Source organism: Chryseobacterium gallinarum (genome assembly GCF_001021975.1).
Classification (GTDB): Bacteria; Bacteroidota; Bacteroidia; order Flavobacteriales; family Weeksellaceae; genus Chryseobacterium; species Chryseobacterium gallinarum.
On the sequence record NZ_CP009928.1, the window covers coordinates 3,166,101 to 3,185,912 of the forward strand.

16 protein-coding genes are annotated in these 19,812 nt (G+C 39.1%); 14 read left to right on the forward strand and 2 right to left on the reverse strand.

The window, feature by feature from the left end:
• Window position 1 precedes the first annotated feature (1 nt).
• The 6 genes from OK18_RS14185 to OK18_RS14210 all read left to right on the forward strand — a co-directional run bounded on the left by OK18_RS14185 (window position 2) and on the right by OK18_RS14210 (window position 11,250).
• The gene (locus tag OK18_RS14185; protein WP_050021450.1) at window positions 2-916 is read left to right on the forward strand and encodes a ribonuclease Z; all 915 of its coding nucleotides are present in this window, start codon (window positions 2-4) and stop codon (window positions 914-916) included.
• Between the two features lie 7 nt (window positions 917-923).
• Window positions 924-1,694: a TIGR02757 family protein gene (locus OK18_RS14190; RefSeq protein ID WP_053329383.1), complete on the forward strand. Its 771-nt coding sequence runs from the start codon at window positions 924-926 to the stop codon at window positions 1,692-1,694.
• A 12-nt stretch (window positions 1,695-1,706) separates the two neighbouring features.
• Window positions 1,707-2,258: a DUF1003 domain-containing protein gene (locus OK18_RS14195; protein ID WP_050021449.1), complete on the forward strand. Its 552-nt coding sequence runs from the start codon at window positions 1,707-1,709 to the stop codon at window positions 2,256-2,258.
• A 216-nt stretch (window positions 2,259-2,474) separates the two neighbouring features.
• Entirely contained in the window at window positions 2,475-4,835 is a 2,361-nt protein-coding gene (locus tag OK18_RS14200; protein WP_053328396.1) for a choice-of-anchor L domain-containing protein, read from the forward strand.
• Between the two features lie 172 nt (window positions 4,836-5,007).
• Window positions 5,008-8,595 carry a choice-of-anchor L domain-containing protein gene (locus tag OK18_RS14205; RefSeq protein ID WP_053328397.1) on the forward strand — a complete coding sequence of 1,196 codons (3,588 nt, stop codon included), beginning with the start codon at window positions 5,008-5,010 and terminating at the stop codon, window positions 8,593-8,595.
• Window positions 8,596-8,883: 288 nt separating this feature from the next.
• Window positions 8,884-11,250, forward strand: a complete 2,367-nt coding sequence (locus tag OK18_RS14210; protein ID WP_053328398.1) for a choice-of-anchor L domain-containing protein — start codon at window positions 8,884-8,886, stop codon at window positions 11,248-11,250.
• 73 nt (window positions 11,251-11,323) lie between these two features.
• Here OK18_RS14210 and rsmA read toward each other — a convergent pair whose 3' ends face one another.
• A complete protein-coding gene (gene rsmA, locus OK18_RS14215; RefSeq protein ID WP_053328399.1) occupies window positions 11,324-12,094 on the reverse strand; it encodes a 16S rRNA (adenine(1518)-N(6)/adenine(1519)-N(6))-dimethyltransferase RsmA in 771 nt (256 codons plus the stop codon).
• A gap of 91 nt (window positions 12,095-12,185) precedes the next feature.
• On the opposite strand from rsmA, the gene OK18_RS14220 reads away from it, so the two are divergent.
• The 7 genes from OK18_RS14220 to OK18_RS14250 all read left to right on the forward strand — a co-directional run bounded on the left by OK18_RS14220 (window position 12,186) and on the right by OK18_RS14250 (window position 17,708).
• Entirely contained in the window at window positions 12,186-13,085 is a 900-nt protein-coding gene (locus tag OK18_RS14220; RefSeq protein WP_050021446.1) for a cell division protein FtsX, read from the forward strand.
• Between the two features lie 2 nt (window positions 13,086-13,087).
• Window positions 13,088-13,384 carry a DUF3098 domain-containing protein gene (locus OK18_RS14225; RefSeq protein WP_053328400.1) on the forward strand — a complete coding sequence of 99 codons (297 nt, stop codon included), beginning with the start codon at window positions 13,088-13,090 and terminating at the stop codon, window positions 13,382-13,384.
• A 95-nt stretch (window positions 13,385-13,479) separates the two neighbouring features.
• Window positions 13,480-14,298 carry an undecaprenyl-diphosphate phosphatase gene (locus tag OK18_RS14230; RefSeq protein WP_050021577.1) on the forward strand — a complete coding sequence of 273 codons (819 nt, stop codon included), beginning with the start codon at window positions 13,480-13,482 and terminating at the stop codon, window positions 14,296-14,298.
• Window positions 14,299-14,323: 25 nt separating this feature from the next.
• Window positions 14,324-15,022, forward strand: a complete 699-nt coding sequence (gene truB, locus OK18_RS14235; protein WP_050021444.1) for a tRNA pseudouridine(55) synthase TruB — start codon at window positions 14,324-14,326, stop codon at window positions 15,020-15,022.
• Window positions 15,019-15,597 carry a hypothetical protein gene (locus OK18_RS14240; protein ID WP_053328401.1) on the forward strand — a complete coding sequence of 193 codons (579 nt, stop codon included), beginning with the start codon at window positions 15,019-15,021 and terminating at the stop codon, window positions 15,595-15,597. Before truB ends, OK18_RS14240 begins: the two co-directional genes overlap by 4 nt.
• The gene (gene rluF, locus OK18_RS14245) at window positions 15,597-16,319 is read left to right on the forward strand and encodes a 23S rRNA pseudouridine(2604) synthase RluF (RefSeq protein ID WP_050021442.1); all 723 of its coding nucleotides are present in this window, start codon (window positions 15,597-15,599) and stop codon (window positions 16,317-16,319) included. The genes OK18_RS14240 and rluF overlap by 1 nt, the downstream gene beginning before the upstream one ends.
• A 165-nt stretch (window positions 16,320-16,484) precedes the next feature.
• A complete protein-coding gene (locus tag OK18_RS14250) occupies window positions 16,485-17,708 on the forward strand; it encodes a hypothetical protein (RefSeq protein WP_053328402.1) in 1,224 nt (407 codons plus the stop codon).
• A 175-nt stretch (window positions 17,709-17,883) separates the two neighbouring features.
• Here the strand turns inward: OK18_RS14250 and OK18_RS14255 are convergent, their stop codons facing one another.
• Window positions 17,884-19,137 (reverse strand): helix-hairpin-helix domain-containing protein, encoded by a 1,254-nt coding sequence (locus OK18_RS14255; RefSeq protein WP_050021440.1) that lies wholly within the window; start codon window positions 19,135-19,137, stop codon window positions 17,884-17,886.
• Window positions 19,138-19,518: 381 nt separating this feature from the next.
• On the opposite strand from OK18_RS14255, the gene OK18_RS21710 reads away from it, so the two are divergent.
• Window positions 19,519-19,683 carry a hypothetical protein gene (locus tag OK18_RS21710; protein WP_228377618.1) on the forward strand — a complete coding sequence of 55 codons (165 nt, stop codon included), beginning with the start codon at window positions 19,519-19,521 and terminating at the stop codon, window positions 19,681-19,683.
• Window positions 19,684-19,812: the final 129 nt, after the last annotated feature.

Below are 19,812 nucleotides of genomic sequence, written 5' to 3' on the forward strand. Positions count from 1 at the left end.
TTTGAGCACTTATTTAACGATATTAGGTTTTAATTCAGCAATCCCGACCATCAATTCTTCCCCTACGGCACAGCTGCTGGAAATGGAAGAAAGACACTTCCTGATTGATTGTGGAGAAGGCACCCAGGTTCAGCTGAGAAAAGCAAAAGCAAGATTTTCAAAAATCAACCATATTTTCATTTCCCATCTTCACGGGGATCATTGCTTCGGGCTTCCCGGGCTTATTGCGTCGTTCCGTCTTTTAGGAAGAGAAAACCCGTTGCATGTTTACGGGCCTAAAGGAATTAAAAAGATGCTCGAAACCATTTTTCAGATTACTGAAACACATCGCGGTTTTGAAGTAGTGTATCATGAACTGGACAAAGAGTATTCAGAAAAAATTTATGAAGATAACAGGGTGGAAGTCTATACGATTCCCTTAGATCACAGGATTTATTGTAACGGTTACCTTTTTAAGGAAAAACCCAAAGAAAGGCATCTTAATATGAAAGAGATTGCCAAGTACAGTGAAATAGAAACCTGTGACTATCATCATATAAAAGCAGGAAAAGATTTTGTTCTGAGTGATGGCTATGTACTTAAAAATGAGATTTTAACAATTGATCCCGCTCCACCGGTATCATATGCATTTTGCAGTGATTCCCGTTATCTCGAAAGTATTATTCCAATTATTAAAAATGTAACGGTGCTGTATCATGAGTCCACATTTTTGCATGATCTGAAAGAAATGGCAGATTATACAGGGCATTCCACCGCGCTGGAGGCAGCAATGATTGCCCAGAAAGCACAGGCGGGAAAACTGATACTGGGACATTTTTCCAACAGATATGCCGATTTGACTGTATTTACAGATGAAGCAAGAAACATTTTTCCGAATACATTTTTGCCCAAGGCGTTGGAAAGTGTAAAAATTTAAGATGGATATGCTGAATTTTGAAGAATTAAAAAACTTCCTGGATGAAAAGGCAGATCAGTATAATGCTCCTGGTTTTATTGAAAATGATCCGATTCAGATTCCACATCGCTTTTCTATAAAACAGGATATAGAAATTGCCGGGTTTCTGGCAGCAACAATTTCCTGGGGAAACAGAAAAGCTATTATCAGATCGGCAGAGAAAATCCTTGATATTATGGGAAATTCTCCTTACGATTTTGTAATGAATTATTCTGGGAAAGATCTGGAAAGTGTTCAGGATAAAAGCATTCACAGGACTTTTAACGGAGAGGACTTTGTTTATTTTATCAAACAGTTCAATAGAATATACAGGGAAAATGAAAGCCTGGAAAATCTGTTTATAATAAAAGAAGGAGAAAATAATTTTCTGCATTCCATTGAAAGGTTCAGGAATAATTTTCTGGAAGCCGAAAAACACAGAAGTCATAAACATATCAGCTCACCGTACAAAAATTCTTCCGCCAAAAGGATTATAATGTTTTTGAGGTGGATGGTACGTAAAGATAAGCGGGGAGTAGATTTTGGAATCTGGAAAGAAATAGATCCCAGATACCTGTCCATCCCTTTAGATGTACACACCGGAAATATTTCCAGAAAACTGGGATTGGTTTCAAGAACGCAGAATGACTGGAAGACGGTGGAAGAACTGGATATCGCCATTAGAAAAATGGATGAAAATGATCCGGCAAAATATGATTTTGCCCTGTTTGGACTAGGGGTTACCAAAGAACTCTTGTAAAAATATAAAAGGATGAAAAAATACAACGAAAAAACGGAAGTTCTTGAAAAAATAGCCGATAGCATTACATCATGGATTGGGTCTATTCAATCATTAATAGTGCATACGCTGCTTTTTATCACCTCCTTTCTGCTTCCTATGCTGAATATTGTTGATTTTGATAAAATGCTTCTGATTCTCACTACGGTATTATCTTTAGAAGCTATTTATCTGGCCATTTTTATTCAGATGTCAGTCAATAAAAGCCACGAAAAAATTGAAGATATCCAGGAAGACATTGAAGAAATCAGTGAAGATATCGAAGACATCCAGGAGGATATCGAGGAAATAAGCGAAGACATTGAAGAAATCAGTGAGGATATTGAAGAAATCAACGAAGATATTGAAGATATTCAGGAAGACCTTGAGGAAATTAATGAAGAGGAAGAAGAGGAAGATCATAATGAAAGAGCCAGAAACGTAATGCTGAAAAGCAATGTAAGCTCAAATAAAAATGAAATAAAAGCCCTGAAAGACATTATTTCCCAGCTTCAGAATGAAATTGATCAGCTGAAAAAGAATTAAAAAAAATAATATAAGTATGACAGGTCAGCATAGGTTGATCTGTTTTTTTTAGCATTAAATATCATTGGGTTTAAAATTTTCATACATAATTTTTTTTATGAAAAATTTAATAATAAGAAATTTTCATTATTAATAAATTGATTAAATGTGGGTTTTAGGTTGAGAAAGATCATTTTGTTTAGAAATTTTTGGTACATTTGGACAAATGAAATTAAAATGTTAAACTATAGAGTAAAAAGCTACTTTTTTCTTTTTGCGTTTTTACTGATTTCTATTTCTGCGTTTTCTCAGACGGCACCCGACAGAAGAATGTCCAAAAAAGTGAAACCTTCTGCAGCCAGTCTCAGAGCAGGCGCATTTATAGACGTAAACGTAACTCCTTATGTAGGTTCTACCTATACTGCCGAACAATTGGTAAAGAATATTCTGATTAACGGAGGAACCAATTGTACCACTGCTAACGTAACCAACGTCACGGTTTCTCCCAATCACGCGGTAGGAGATAACGATAGGTTTTGGGGATATTTCAATAAAGGAACAGCCAGTTTTCCTTTTACAGATGGAATTGTATTGACAACAGGTTATGCACGGCAGGCCGGGAACAGCTATGTCGGATTGCTTAGCGGACAGGTAGGTACGGGAAGTGATCCGGACCTTGTTACAGCAACGAATCCTCCATATGCCCTGCTGGATGCAGTAGCGCTTGAATTTGATTTTGTTCCCAATTCTACCCAGGTAAAATTTAATTATATATTTGCTTCTGAAGAGTATGATGCGAATTATCCATGCTCGGGATACTCCGATGCTTTTGCCCTTCTCTTAAAGAAAGCAGGAGATCCTACGTATACGAATCTTGCTGTGTTACCCAATGGTGCAGGCCCGGTAAGTGCTACAAATATTGTACCTGCCGGAAACGGATTTAGCTGTGGCCCGATCAATGCCACCTATTTCGGAGCAATGAACAATCCCCATGTTGGAATTAATTATTTTGGAAGAACAGTTCCGTTAACAGCTGTTGCCGATGTTATTCCGGGGCAGACCTACCATTTCAAAATGGTTCTTGCGGATGCAAGGGACAGGGGACACGATTCTGCAGTGTTCCTGGAAGGAGGTTCTTTTGATATCGGGATTAAAATTGTGGATGAAAACGGGGTTGCCCTGCCCAACAGCATCAATATGTGTGATAATACCCCTAAACAACTGAAAGCACAGTTAGCAGCCATTCCTGGAATGACTTTCCAATGGTATAAAGACAATGTGGCAATTCCCGGGGCTACCAATGCCGTTTATATAGCCAATCAGCCGGGTGTTTATACCGTAAAAGTAATGATTCCCGGGAACCAGTGTCCCGGAGAAGCAACGATAACTATTGTGGGAGGAACGAGCCCTACTGTAAAGGATGCCACCATGAAGCTTTGTGCAACACCGGCTCTGAATACTTTTAATTTGGAAGATGCAAAACCCCTGATCAGTACCACTCCGGGAGCTGTATTCCGTTTTTATACCACTCAGGCTGATGCACAGGCTCAAAATAATAATTTCATTACCAACCTGACCAGTTATAACGGAACAGACGGACAAATTTTATATGTTCTTGTTTCCAACGGAGCTTTCTGTAGTAAGATTGCTACATTAACTTTAAGAAGGGAAGAAACACCGGTAGCTGTGCTTAATGCAACAAAATTAAAAATTTGTGTAGGAGAGTCAGTGGTATTAACGGCTTCAGGAGGCGTTACCTATCAATGGAATAACAGCTCAGCCACAACACCGGTAAGAACAGTGAGCCCAACGCAGACAACTACTTATACAGTGTATGCAATCGGAGCACAGGGATGCAAGTCTTTACAGCCGGCCAGTGTTACCGTTGAAGTAGTACCCGCTATTGTTTCCAAATTAAAGGGAGGCCATATTTGCCAGGGAGACCAGATCGTTCTGGATGCCGGCGCGGGACCTGATTATACCTACGAATGGAGTACAGGAGAAACCACTCAGAGCATTTCTGTAGGAACTCCGGGAGTTTATACGGTGAAAATCAGTAACGGTGTATGCTCTGATGTATATAAAACAGAGGTTATAAAAGCAATCATTCCTGAAATTACCAATGTAGATTATAACGAGAACGGAACCATGATTATAACAGCCAGTAATCCTAGTAACGGAATACTGGAATATTCAATAGATAACGGGATTACATGGCAATCTTCCAATGTATTCGGTAATGTTCCAAGAAATAAAGTGATTTCCATCCGTGTAAGAGTTAAATACACCAGTTGTGTAGGATTCCTGGAATTCTTTACTTTCGTAATGAAAAATGTAATTACTCCGAATGGAGATAACATCAATGATATTATTGATTTCAGAGGAGTAAGTGATTATAAGGATTTTAGTGGAGTGGTGTATGACCGGTACGGAAGGGAAGTTTTCAAGGCAGAAAAGATCAGGCCTTATTGGGATGGATATTTCCAGGGTAAGAAACTGCCTACAGCATCCTACTGGTATCAGGTGACTTATGAAGATCCGGCCAGCAAGCAGCTCACTGTAAAAACAGGTTGGATATTGCTGAAAAATATAGAATGATTTTTTTAGATATTAGTTAAAAGACTGACGGTTTTGTCGGTCTTTTTTTAGTATATTGGTGGAAATAAAATTGATATTCTATAATAAATAAATTTGCGTTAGTAATAATGTAAATTGTGATAGGCTGAATTTCAATCAAAAAAAATAGTATTTTTGTTTAAAATAATATAAAATGTTAAATAGGAGGACAGGAAGTTTATTTTTAATCTTATTTTTTGCCTTTATCGGGAACTTTGTCTTTTCTCAGGATAGAGAGAGAATACAGGTGGCCAAACCTGACGGTTCTGTATCAAGGAGAGCCACGGATTTTATTGATGTGAATGCAGCCGGCTATCCCGAATCTGGTTATAATATTACCCAACTGGTTAAAAATGTTCTTATATCCGGAGGCGGATGTGCCACTTCCAATGTAAGTAACGTAACTGTTTCTCCCAATCTGCCTGCAAATGATCAGAACAGAAGCTGGGGATATTTCAATAAAGCCACTACTAATTTTCCTTTCAGTAAAGGGATTATTCTTTCTACGGGATATGCTAATAAAGCAGGAAATTCATTTAATTTAAATTTAAGTGATGATCTGGGATCCGGAGGAGATGTAGACCTTGCTACTGCCCTGGGAATTCCTAATAATAAGCTGAAAAATGCTACCTATATAGAGTTTGACTTTGTGGCAGCTTCTACTGAAATAACATTCAAATATTTATTTGCTTCTAAAGAATATCAACAGAGTTTTCCCTGTACCATTACAGACGGTTTTGCTTTATTGTTAAAAAAGGTCGGAGATCCTACTTATACTAATCTGGCAGTACTTCCGGGAGGTGCAGGTGCAGTAAGTGTTACCAATATTCACCCGTTTATTCCCGGACCTACCGGTTGCGGACCTGTAAATGAAGCTTATTTTGGAGGGTTTAACAATCCGCAGATTGAAACCAATTATGATGGCCGTACCATTCCTTTGACAGCAAAGGCTAACGTAATTCCGGGGGAAACCTATCATTTTAAAATGGTCCTTGCAGATTACCAGGATCCCAACTTTGATTCTGCTGTATTTCTGGAAGCGGGGTCATTCGATATAGGAGTGAAAATTCTGGATCCAGCCGGAGTACAGCTTCCGGCTTCTGTAAATATGTGTGATAATGCACCTCAGACTTTTACAGCTTCAGTACAGGGAGCCAATATTACTTATCAATGGTATTTGAATAATACACCGATTAACGGTGCCACAAACGCCAGTTACACGGCAACACAGCCGGGTGTATATTCTGTGAAAGTGTATGTTCAGGGAAATACATGTCCGGGAGAAGCTACTATTACCGTAGTAGGCGGTACTTCCCCTACAGTTCAGAACGCGAGCCTGACAGCTTGTTATACCGCCGGGAATGCAACCTTTAATTTAACATCGGCACAGGCCGCTATAAGTACAACTGCCGGGGCTACATTTGCCTATTATACCACGCTGGCAGATGCCAATGCCGGAAATACCAATACAATTCCCAATCCTACAGCGTACCCAAGCCCGGGAGGACAAACCGTATATGTTTTGGTGAAAAACGGATTCTGCTCAAAAGTAGCCGAACTGCAACTGATAAAAGCTCCGCAAATGACAGCTTCTATCGCTCCTCCAACAGCTCTGACCTGTGCCAACTCACAGACTACTCTGGATGCTTCTGCTTCCGTTTATCCAGCCGGAGCTACATTTAACTGGACAACCACGGGAGGGAATATTGTTTCCGGTGGAACAACCCTAAACCCTGTCATCAATGCTCCCGGAACTTATACTTTAACGATATCAAACACATATCAGCCTGGAAATCTTAACTGTACTGCTGTTGCTACGGTTACCGTAACAGGGGATAGTGCTCCGCCGACAACAGGACTTACGGCCACTAAAGTTAAAATTTGTAATGGTGAATCTGTGACCTTAACAGCATCCGGAGGAGCAACATATAACTGGACGGGGCTTCCGGGAACAGGAAATACCCAAACAGTTTCCCCTACAGCAACAACAACCTATACGGTAACAGCAGTGGGAGCAAATGGATGCGTTTCCCAAAATCCGGCAACCATTACTATAGAAGTATCACAACCATTTACCGCACAAAACGCAATATTGCATAAATGCTATGCGCCTGGCCTGACATATGACCTGACAGAAGCACAAACACAAATCTCTACTTCAACAGGGCTGACTTTTACTTATTATGTCAATCAAGCTGATGCCAATGCTGCCAATGGTAACTTTATTGCCAATCCTACAGCATACTCGCCGCCGGGTAACCAAACCATATATGTTCTGGTAAGCAACGGAGGATGTAGCTATGTAGTCTCTTTACAGCTGTTGAGAACAGCTGTCACTACATTAACAATAGCTGCACCACAGACCATTACCTGTACAACACCGCAGATTACCCTGAATGCTTCGGCTTCTGTAATTCCTGCGGGATCTACCATAACATGGGCTACAACAGGTGGAAATATAGTGTCTGGCGGAAATACCCTTACTCCTGTAGTCAATGCAGGAGGCACTTACACCCTTACCGTTACCAATGTCTCTCAGCCAGGTAATGTAAGCTGTACTTATACTTCAAGCGTTACAGTAAACGAAGACAGGGTAGCACCTGTTGCTGCGCTTGTTTCCTCACAGCCCCGTATATGTGTGGGAGAATCAGTAACCTTAACCGCTTCCGGGGGAGCAACTTATAATTGGGGTAACGGGCTTACCGGAAATGGAAACACTCAAGTGGTTTCGCCTACCTCTACCACTGTATATACCGTATATGCCGTAGGTGCTAATGGATGTATTTCCGCAACACCGGCTAGCGTTACCGTTGAGGTGGGACCTCCTGTTGCGGGAATCGCTGCTTCCAAATCAAAAATTTGTGCAGGAGAATCTGTTACCCTTACTGCTACCGGTGGTATTACCTATAATTGGGTAGGGCTTACCGGAAACGGAAATACTCAGGTAGTTTCCCCTACAGTGACTACACAGTATTCAGTATATGCATTGGGAGGAAACGGATGTAGCTCTGTGAATCCTGCTACCATTATTATAGAAGTAGTGCCTGCTATTGTTTCCACATTAACGGATGTGTATGCCTGTGCAGGAGATAATGCCACTCTGGATGCGGGTGCAGGAACAAATTACACTTACCTGTGGAGTACAGGAGCTACAACTCAGACCATCACAACAAATGTTCCCGGAACTTATAGTGTAACCATCAGTAACGGGGTTTGTTCCAAAACGTTTTCGGCACAACTGATCAACCCGGAACTTCCCCAGTTTACCAATGTTGTGTTTGAGAATAATACCCTCACCCTTTATGCAAGTAATCCAACAGGAGGTATCTTGGAATATTCAATAGACGGAGGAGCAACATGGCAGCCATCTAATGTATTCTATGGGGTTCTCAATAATATGATGTATCATCTGATGGTAAGGGTAAAAGATGCAAAATGCGGCACACCGCTGGATTATTTTACATTGGTAATCAGTAATGTTATTACTCCTAATATGGATGGAATAAATGATACTATAGATTTTACGGGAATCAGTGGTTATAAGGATTTTGCTGCCTCTGTTTTTGACAGGTATGGTTCAGAAGTGTTCAAAGCAACCAAATCGGATGTGATATGGAGAGGAACATTAAAAGGATTAAACCTGCCTACTGCTACTTACTGGTACAGGGTGCAGTGGGAGAATCCGGCAAGCAAGAAACTGGAACAGCGTTCAGGCTGGATATTATTAAAAAATAGAAACTAAATACTTTTTTAAATAAAAAATAATTAACAAAATCTTTCAGAAATGAAAGATTTTGTGGTTTTAAGAATAAAACACTAGCTATTTTTATGAATTGATGTCATAACATGATAAATTTGTTAAAAATGAGTGTATTACTGCCAGAGATTTTTCCGGATTATCAGAAAATTTTAGATTATTTTTATTCGAATTTGTTATAAAAGTTCAAAATTTTATTATTTTGATGTAAAAAAATCAAATATGTGTGTAATATGTTTAAAAAAAAATTAAATTTGTTTAAACAAAAGTATTATGAGAAGATACCTACCGCTTTATTTATTTTTTTTAGTCGTCTCGACTTCTCTGTTTTCACAAGACCTTCCCCCCAGAAAAAATCCTAAGGAAAAAGCAGTCAGCGCTACCTCCAGAAGAGCAGGAGCCTTTATTGACGTGAATGCTCCGGGGTATGCTGAAACGGCTTATACTATAGACAAACTGGTAAAAGATGTTTTGATATCATCAGGAACCAATACCTGTGTGACGCCCAGTGTATCCAATGTAAAAATTACTCCTAATCAGGCAGTAGGTGAAGCAGACAGGGCATGGGGATATTTTCACAAAGCCGCCACTAATTTTCCCTTCAAGGACGGGATTATACTTTCTACAGGATATGCAAGGAGAGGAGGTAATACCATTGAGGATCACCTTGGAGACAGCAATGGAGGAGGTTCTGATGCAGATCTGGCGCAAGCTGTAGGCGTAGCGGCCAACAGATTAAATGATGCCGTATTGCTTGAATTTGACTTTGTTCCTACGACTTCTCAGATTAAGTTTAACTATATACTGGCATCTGAAGAATATTCAGATTCTTATCCGTGTAGCTATGCGGATGCCTTTGCCATATTACTCAGACCTACTTCCGGAGGACCTTATACCAATATGGCGGTACTGCCTAATGGTGCGGGCCCGGTAAGTATTACCAATATCCACCCTGCCATTACAGGATTTGTAAACTGCCCTGCTGTGAACGAACAGTATTTCGGAGGCTATAACACAGCGAATATTGAAACTAATTTTAACGGAAGAACAGTTCCGCTTACGGCCACAGCTACGGTGGTAGCAGGACAGGAATATCACTTTAAAATGGTGATTGCAGACTATAGTGATACCAATTATGATTCTGCCGTATTCCTGGAAGGAGGCTCTTTTAATATCGGAGTAGAACTTTTGGATCCGAGCGGGGCGACATTGCCTTCCGATATTAATGTCTGTGACAATGTTCCTCAGGTGATCACTGCTTCTGTAAGTGATCCGAATTTGCTATACCAATGGTATTATAATGGTACGCCTGTTCCAGGTGCTACTACAAATGTAATAACAGCCACTCAACCCGGAACATATACCATTGAAGTAAGTGTGCCGGGGAATCCGTGCCCGGGTAAAGCCTCTGTACAGATTCACGGAGGAACCACTCCACAGGCACAGGATGCTACCTTGCTCCTCTGTACCACTCCGGATATTACGACCTTTGATTTCAGCACAATCATGCAGACCATAAGCCCGACGCCGGGAGCGGTATTTAAGTTTTATGAAAACCAGGCAGATGCAGTAGCACAAAATAATAACAACATTCAGAACATATTAAACTATAATGGAACTGATGGACAGATCATCTATGTGGTAGTTTCGAACGGAGCTTTCTGCAGTAAATTGGTAGAACTGAAATTACTTAAAGAAGTTACTCCTACAGCAGAGCTAAAATCTTCCAGAATTAAAGTTTGCCCGGGAGAGTCTGTTACCCTTACTGCCGGCGGAGGAAATACCTATTTATGGAATAATTTCCCGGGTACAGGAGATACACAAACTGTAACGCTGCACCAGACAACAACATTTACGGTATATGCTATCGGAGAAAAAGGTTGTCGATCATTAAACCCTGCAACCATCAGAATAGAAGTTACTCCTGAAATCAAGTCACCTCTTACCGATGTTGAAATGTGTCTGGGAGATAAGGTTACATTGGATGCCGGAGCCGGCCCTAATTATCAGTATACCTGGAGCACCGGAGCTACCACACAAAAAATAGAGGTAGATCAATGGGGAATCTATACCGTGGAAATTGATAACGGGTTCTGTAAAAAACAATTTTCAGTGAAAGTAATGGGAGCGGCGACTCCGTATATCACCGGCCTTAATTATGAAAGTATCAAAAAAACATTAACGGTTACTGCGGAGAATCCTCCTATGAATAATACGCCAAGCACTCTGGAATATTCTATTGATAATGGAATTGTCTGGCAGCAGTCTAATGTGTTTTCAGGGCTTTTGGATAATACAAACTATACTATTCTGGTAAGAAGGGTGGGAACCCATTGCGTGGGATCGCTTGATTTCTTTACTTTACAGATCAATAATGTAATTACCCCTAATGAGGACGGAATTAATGATGTTCTGGACCTTAAAGCTCTTGGACGTTTCAATAACTTTTCAGGTTCTGTCTATGACAGATATGGGGTGGAAATGTTCAGGTTCTCTAAAGAAAATCCGGTTTGGGACGGAACAGTAGGAGGAAAAAGATTGCCTACAGCTACGTACTGGTACAAGTTTAATTTTGATTACCCTAAATCAAAAGCTCAGATGAACTGGTCCGGATGGATTATGCTGAAAAACAGGGAATAATAGTACGATCTATAACAAAACAGAGGCTTTCAAATCATTTGAAAGCCTCTGTTTTTTATTTGTGGATTCAGGTTTACTGATTTTCTTTCCATAGGTTGGCAAAACGGATAAAATCCAGGACACTAAGTTCTTCAGCCCTTTTATCCATAAATTCATGGGTTTTCAAAACTTCAGGAATATTCAGGATTTTTAAGGCGTTTGAAAGCTTTTTCCTCCTTTGGTTGAATCCTGCCTTTACAATTTGTTTAAAAAGAATCTCATTACCGGCCAGCCCTTCTTTAGGGTTTCTGAGAAGCCTGATAACTCCTGATTTTACTTTCGGAGGCGGATTGAAAACATTCTCATGAACCGTAAACAGATAAGTTACATCATAGTAAGCCTGGATCAGTACAGAAAGAATACCGTAATCTTTAGTCCTGGGAACGGCTGCCGTCCGTTCGGCAACTTCCTTTTGAAACATTCCCACCATCTCCGGAATCAGTTCATAATGATCTACAATCTGAAAGAGAATCTGTGAAGAAATATTATAAGGAAAATTACCGATAATGGCCATCTGCCCATCTTTAATAAAATTGAAATCCTGTTTCAAAAAATCTCCTACAAAACTTTCTTCTGTAATCCTGGGATAATTCTTTTTCAGGTATTCGATAGACTCCGTATCGATTTCTGCAAGGTAAATATTCTGATCTTTTTCAATAAGATATTTGGTAAGAACCCCCATTCCAGGGCCTACCTCCATAATATTATTATAGTTCTCAAAACTAAGACCTTCAACGATTTTTCTTGCGATGTTTTCATCGGTCAGAAAGTGCTGACCCAGATGTTTTTTTGCTTTTACACTCAAAGTTTTTTATGATTTTATTAACAGTGATTTTCTTTATTTCGTCCCAAATTTCGGAAGTTTTTTTCTATTTTAGCCAAAAATTTTAATATTAATGGCTAAATCTGTAGATGAATTTAACAAGAAAAGGCTTCGGTCCAGCAATATTACGGTTGTGGTAAGTATTGCCTTAGTGTTATTTTTGTTAGGATTGATGGGGCTTATTTTAATCAATGCCCAGAAATATTCTGACTATATCAAAGAACAATTGGTAGTGAATGCTTACTTTGACGAAAATTATGATGCTAAAGATTCTGTAAAAATTGCAAAACTAGAGGAAGAAACTTTTAAAAAGGTACAGACGTTAGCTCCTGTAAAAAAAGCCACCTACATTTCAAGAAGTATGGCTGCCAAGGAAGCCAAAAAGAGTATGGGAATCGATAGTGATGCTTTATTTGAAGAAAATATTTTCCCTTCTTCTATTGAAGTTGCTTTAAAACCTGAATATGTGGATCCCGCAAAGATCGATGAAGCAATTAAAGTAATCAAATCTGTTCCGGGGATTATCGATGTTAAAAATGATAGTACCCTGATGGTGGATGTGTACAATAACCTGAGCAGAATTTTAAAATGGATTTTAGGATTTTCCATTTTATTTCTGGTATTGGCTGTGGTATTGATTAACAACTCTATCCGCCTCAAAATATTCTCAAAGAGGTTTATTATTAAAACCATGCAGCTGGTGGGGGCCAAAAGAAGATTCATCCTTAAGCCTTTCATTATTGAAGCTGTAATTTTAGGAGCTATTGGAGCTTTGATAGGCCTTTTGGCATTATTTGGTGTCTGGTATTATTTTACCAACCAGATTGGATCGGCCTTTGTACAGGATAACCAACAATATGTGTGGCTGGTATTACTGGTGATTGGAGTTGGAATTTTTATTACTGTTCTAAGTACCATTATTGCAACATGGAGGTTCCTGAGATCAAACGTTGACGACTTATATTACTCTTAACAATGAGCAAAAAAACAAATAAATTTTCCGCTTCAGACTTTGGGAAAGAAACTGAAGTCCCACAGGAAAATACATTCTATTTCGGACGGCAGAACTTTAAATGGATGCTGATCGGCCTGGCATTTATCGTAGTCGGTTTTCTTCTGATGATGGGACCTGACGCCAATACGGTAGATGGTAAATTTGATCCCAATTCATGGAATGATGATATTTTTTCCGTCAGGAGGATCAGGATTGCACCATTATTTGTAGTGATAGGTTTTGCAATAGAAGTATATGCTATTTTAAAAAGAAAATAATACAAATTATATTTAGGGATTAAGAGATTGAGAAGGGTAGAGTGAAGTATTCTAAACTTCCGGATCTCTTAATCTTTTAATTTTTGAAAAAAAATATGGATTTAATCAAAGCAATTATTATTGCCATTGTAGAAGGACTTACGGAATACCTTCCCATTTCCTCTACCGCACACATGGGATTTACAGCAAGCCTGATGGGGCTGGAAGAAACAGAATTTTTAAAGATGTTCCAGGTTTCTATTCAATTCGGGGCAATTCTATCAGTGGTGGTAGCGTACTGGAAAAAGTTTTTTGATTTAAATAATATTCAGTTTTATTTTAAGCTGGCTTTTGCAGTGGTTCCGGCATTGGTGCTGGGATATTTATTTGATGATAAAATTGAAGCTGTTTTGGGGAATCAGATCGCTATTTCTTCCGTGCTGGTATTGGGAGGAATCGTTCTGCTCTTTGCTGATAAATGGTTCAAAAATCCTAAAATTGATGACGAGAAAGGAATTACCATAAGAAATGCGGTGACTATTGGATTCTGGCAGTGTCTTGCGATGATGCCGGGAACCAGCCGTAGTGCAGCTTCTATCATTGGGGGTATGGCCCAAGGGCTCACCAGGAAAGCCGCAGCAGAATTTTCTTTTTTCCTGGCAGTACCTACCATGCTGGCAGTAACCGTTTATTCTGTTTTTGTTAAAACCTGGGGAAAAGAAACTGCTACACCGCAGAAAGGCTACGAAATGATTATGGCTTCTCAGGATCATATTATGATCTTTATCGTAGGAAATATCGTAGCATTTATTGTTGCTCTCATTGCGATCAAAGCATTCATCGGAGTATTGAATAAATATGGTTTCAAACCTTGGGGATGGTATCGTATCTTTGTTGGAGTGGCTCTGTTAATTTATTTTTATTTCTTTAAATAATGGGAAATAGCCCATACTTCCACTCATGACAGCCGAAGAATTAAAATCCGGATATGTTTTTTTATTGGATAAGCCCCTGGACTGGACTTCCTTTCAGGCTGTCAATAAAATGAAATATAAACTTAAAAGGGAGTTTGACCTTCCTAAAAAATTTAAAATAGGTCACGCGGGAACGTTAGATCCCAGAGCTACAGGATTACTTATTGTATGCTGTGGAAAATTCACCAAAAATATTCCGGAAATCCAGGACGCTCCCAAAGAATACTGGACGGAAATTAAGATCGGTGTACAGACAGAGTCTTATGATACTGAAAAACCGGAAATTCTTCATCAGGATATTTCAGGGGTTACAGAAGAAGATGTAAGAGAGACCCTGGAAAAATTTGTGGGAGAAATCGAACAAAAACCCCCGGTGTATTCTGCGATAAAAATAGATGGCGAAAGGGCTTATAATCTGGCAAGAGCAGGAGAGGAAGTGGAAATGAAATCCAGAAAAACCACCATTCATTATATCAAAGATATTCAAATCAACTTTCCGCTGGTAAGCTTTACAGTAGGCTGCTCAAAAGGAACTTACATCAGAAGCCTTGCCCATGATATAGGCCGGGACTTAGGGGTAGGAGCATATTTAACACAGCTGAGGCGCACTAAAATTGGTGACTATAAAATAGAAGATGCTACAGATCAGTTTTTGAATAATGATTTTAGATTTGAAAGCTTATGAAAATAAATTTATCCCTGTTTTTCACCTGCTTTGCTTTTATCTGTGTTTTTTCACAAAATGAGGAAGAGAAGAAACGAAAAATGGATTTTTATTTTAATCCATCTCTTAACCTGGGTTTTAATATTAATAAAAAATCTGAACCTTCCCATTCGCAGTATATTGAGACCCAATCCGTATTAGGTAAATTTACATACGGGATTACCGCTATTGGAGGGTATAATTTTCTTCCTAACTTTGCTGTCGGAACGGGAATTAAATATAGTTTTGTACAGGATAATTACCATTTGATATACTGGGTTATTCAGCCGAAAATTATTTTTTCGCCCGGAGAGCGCCCTTTCTATATTGATCTTAATTATGGAAAACAACTTAACCATTCTGCCGTATCAGATACCGAATTCTGGGGTGGAAGAATCGGGATGCAGGTTTCCTATTCAAAAGGTCTGAGCCAGGAAGGAGGAATTGTTCTGGAATCACACAAGCTGAAATATGGAGCCGATGGTTTCTTTATAGGATTGAGTTACGGGATCACCATTTTCAGCAATAAAAATTATACCGCTTACGGAAGAGACTAATGGAAAAGACACGTATTAATAAATATCTATCAGAAGTAGGATACTGCTCAAGAAGGGCCGCTGATAAATTGCTGGAAGAAGGAAGGATTACCATTAACGGGAAGATTCCTGAGCTGGGAACAAAGGTTTCGGATGAGGACCTGGTGGAGGTAGATGGAAAACCTGTCAGAGAACCGCAGGATAAACCGGTATATATCGCTTTCAATAAGCCTGTGGGAATTGTCTGTACCACGGATACCAAGCGCGAAAAAAATAACATCGTGGATTATATCAATCATCCGAAAAGGATTTTTCCGATCGGAAGATTGGATAAACCGAGTGAAGGATTGATTCTCTTGACGAGTGACGGCGATATTGTCAACAAAATCCTCAGGGCCAGGAATAATCACGAAAAAGAATATCTGGTGCGGGTAGACAAACCGATTACACCAAGATTTCTGGAAAAAATGAGAAACGGCGTTCCTATTCTGGATACGGTAACCCGGAAATGTGAGGTTGAAAAAATCGATGAAATGAATTTCAGGATTATTTTGACTCAGGGGCTCAACAGGCAGATCAGAAGAATGTGTGAGTATCTTGGATATGAAGTAAAAAAACTGAAAAGAATCCGCATTATGAACATTAAGCTGGATCTTCCCATTGGAAAATGGAGGGATCTGACTGATGAAGAGCTTACCACTTTAAACTCTTTACTGGTAGATTCTGCCAAAACAATTGACTAGGACATATCATAGCCTTTAACGTTTTATTTTCATACTTTCAGGTATAAATAACCGGAAAGGGGATTGTTATTGTTGATAATTTTTTCACTTATTGGTGTAATATTTTTTTGTTTTTCATCAAAATGTATTATATTTATGATTGTAATAACCATAATGTGAAAAATCATGAAAATAAAATTAAACACGGTTTTATTATTTGCTGTTTTGTTAATTTTCACCAATTGTGAAAATGACAATCATAACCCTAATCTTCCCCACGATTCTTCATTTTATATTGATTATAGAAGTTTAAACGGGTTACCGGATGGAATTGCCGTCATAGAGCTGGATCCTGAGGCTCCCAACTTTGGACATATCAGCAGCAGGCTTGAATTAGGGGTTGGAGTACTCCCTCATCATCTTTACTATAATCAAAATGCGAACAAGCTATTCACAACCGCATTGGGAGGCAGCTATCTCTATGAGGTAAAAACAGGGGAAGATAAAAACGGACAGCCTAAACTGCTTGGTGCCACCCCTATTGATACTGGTGAGAATACAGTAGGAGAGAACTTGTTTTTCACCAATGACGGAAGGTATTTTATGACTTTCATGGGTGGGGCAGGAGGCCCGAGAGATGGAAGTATAGGTGTTTTCAATGCCAGTAATAACCAGCTCATCAAAACTATTAAGGCACCCATTCAGGCCAATCCCAATAAATTTATCATGTATCCGCATGGTATTTCGATTAATGAGGAAAAAGGGTTAATGATGGTAACGTCAACCATTCATCCTGATCTTACTACCGGCATGGGGAATACCTGTACTTTATTGGATCTGAATACCTATGAATTGAAGGAAACCTACCAGGTGGCAGATTCGCCGACGGATATGTCCGCTCCTGTTGAGGTTCTATTGCTCCGTGGAAAATTTCCACAATATGCTCTTGCTACAACAATGCTTGGAGGCGATATCTGGATCGCCCCGTATAATGCTTCAACCAAAAAATATGATGCTTTTACTAAAGTGTTTGACGGAAGCACGCAGGGATTAGGATGGACGCTTGAAATGTACATTGATGATACAAACAAATTGTATGTAAGTTTTGCTGATCCGGGAAAAGTGCTTGTCTTTGACCTGAGTTATCTTCCTCAATTAAAACTCTTGAAGACCTTTAATGCGGATAAAGGGGCGCACCATATGGCTTTCTTCAAAACCAAATCCGGAAAGGAAGTGGTAGCTGTTCAGAATAACTTATTGAATATCCCCAACTTAAACTCCGGAACTATTAATGTTATTGATATCAATACAGGAAAAACCTTAGGTACAGTAGATCTACGTGCCCGGTATGGAATACTGCCGGAATCCATTGAAGGAACCAATGGCCCCAGCAATTATATGCATCATTAAAATTTCAGAAAGTTTGACTTGAGGTTGGAGCAAAAGCTGGAAGCAGGAAGTTGGAAGTTATGGGATACATCGGTATTAATCTTTTTTAAGTATTTAATTACGGAGCAATTGCCAGTAATTATAGCTGAAAATAATTTGCAGTTTCTTCCTTCCGGCTTCCGGCCTTTTAATTCCCTTACTTTATATATAACCTCATTTTTTCCTCATATTCCGGTTTTAGCTTTAGAAACTTCCATATCTTTTTATCATCAGGATACGTAATTCTGTAAAATATGATTTTGTCAGCAGAATATTTGAAATAGGGATGGTTTTTAAGCCATTCTTCAGGAGCATCTGTCAAAGTATATTTCTGAACACCCGATGTATCCAGCAAACAGATTGAAATGAGCTTTTGGACAAGGTCTTTATCAATATTATAGGTATCCAGTATTTGTTGTTTATTGACAAATCCTCCGAGTTTTCTTCTGAAACCAATGATGGAAGCGGCACTTCTTTCATCCAGTCCGAATTCCAGCAGCTGCTTAAAACTAATCGTATTAAGATCCGTCTTTGAAAAATCTGTTTCCTGACGTCTGATCTCTTCTTTGATGGTAATGGTAATATATGGTTTTAATTCCTCAAATTTTTCAGGAGAGATCACGAAACACTTTTGAAGATCTTCAGGGTTTTTAAAACTTCCCCGCAAGTTCCTGTCACGGTAATTAATAATAGTGGTCGCTTGTTTTTCTGAAAAACCTAATGCTTTCCATCCATCCGCATTCAAAGTATTCGGGTCAAAAGGACGGTAGCGGATGTTGGAACTTTTAGCATGACTGGCAGCAATAGTTCCGGAAACTTTTTCGGGTAATTGCAGATATGGTTCCAGTCTGATATAATTTTCCGGTGAAATGATAAAGCATTCTTTGAATTTTTCTTTACTGATAAAGCTTCCCCCTAAGTAATTTTTATACTTTAAGAGAGCTGCTGCTTGTCTTTCACTGAATCCCATTTTTATCCAATCGTTGGCCGAAAACCGGTCGGGGTTGAATTTTCCCGGAATTGTAATAGTTTTCTTCTCAAAAGTCCGCGATAAAGATTTTTCCTTTCTATCATCTTCAGGGAGAATAATATAAGGTTTCAGTTCAGCGAACTTTTCTTCGGAAATTGCATAACATTTCTTTAATTGCTGTTTTGAAATAAATTGTCCACCTACGATTTCCTTGTATTTAAGAATGGTGGAAACCTGTTTTTCAGAAAATCCAAGTTTCTGCCATTGGGTTTCATCTAATGTATTAGGATCAAAATCTGACCTGTTGACCCCGGACGATGCCATAATAAACTTTACATCCGGAAAAGATTCTTTCCCCCTGCTCGTGTAGTTCTGGTAGGCTAATAGGATAGTCAGTAACATGGCCATACAGGCCAGTTTCCGGAAATAGCTTTTTCTCATCATAAGGTAAACTTATTGATAAAAGTAAAGCCGTGCAATAGCTGAAATCAAACTCATTAAGAATAAAAGGTAATTTGAACCGGCCTGTTGAAAACATACAATGGGAATGCATTTTTTATAGCATATTATTTCATTTTCATAAAGAGCATTATACTTTAAATTTCTGAAGCCCATGACATATTGTATCTGTTTTCATAGCATATACTTGAATAATACGACATGTTCTGTCGCTTTGCATCCTTACTTTTGTGACAGAGACAGATGAGGCAGACTGACATAAAATTCAATCTGAAAAATATAGATAAATCAACCATTGTGGGAAATATGAAAAAATAGTAGATTCGCAATCAATAGTAATATAAATTAGTAAAAACACAGAGTATGAAGAAATTCTACATGAGTGCATTTACCTTATGCATAATTTTTAGTGCGTCGGCCCAGGAAGTGGTTTGGCAGAAAGACATCAAATCCTCAACGCAGGATTTCCTAAGCCAGGTGACCACCACAATAGACCAGCAGTACCTTATCACAGGCAGCAGTATTTAGGCGGGAAGCAGGAAGCAGGGAACAGGAAGTGCTTCCAGCCAGAACAATGGCTATGATTTCCATCTGGTAAAATTAAACCAGCAGGGAGAACAGGTCTGGGAGAAGTATTTCTCAGGGCAAAACCATGAT